Genomic DNA, 495 nt, shown 5'->3' with positions numbered 1-495 from the left:
TTACCACCGCTATCACCCCGGCGAAAGCGGTGGAGGTGATGGCGCAAATGAACGTGGTGGAAATGATGATGGCGCTGCAAAAAATGCGCGCCAGACGCACGCCGTCCAACCAGTGTCATGTCACCAACCTGAAAGACAACCCGGTACAGATTGCCGCCGATGCGGCTGAAGCGGGGATCCGTGGTTTTTCAGAACAGGAAACGACGGTCGGGATCGCCCGCTACGCGCCGTTTAACGCCCTGGCGCTGCTGGTCGGTTCCCAGTGCGGTCGCCCCGGCGTGCTGACGCAATGTTCCGTTGAGGAGGCGACTGAGCTGGAGCTGGGGATGCGCGGGTTAACCAGCTACGCCGAAACCGTGTCGGTATACGGTACAGAGTCTGTGTTTACCGACGGCGATGATACGCCGTGGTCCAAAGCGTTTCTCGCCTCGGCCTATGCGTCTCGCGGACTGAAAATGCGTTACACCTCTGGCACCGGTTCGGAAGCGCTGATGG

General features: G+C 60.2%; 1 protein-coding gene. It reads left to right on the top strand.

The window, feature by feature from the left end; translation table 11 throughout:
- A partial coding sequence (locus FHD02_RS24015) for a propanediol/glycerol family dehydratase large subunit (RefSeq protein WP_304502719.1) occupies positions 1-495 on the top strand: 495 nt, incomplete at both ends.

This window comes from Citrobacter sp. EC_71, assembly GCF_019584005.1.
Lineage (GTDB): Bacteria > Pseudomonadota > Gammaproteobacteria > Enterobacterales > Enterobacteriaceae > Citrobacter > Citrobacter werkmanii.
The sequence above is the reverse complement of the archived record's forward strand: the minus strand, read 5'-3'. Positions and strand labels throughout refer to the sequence as shown.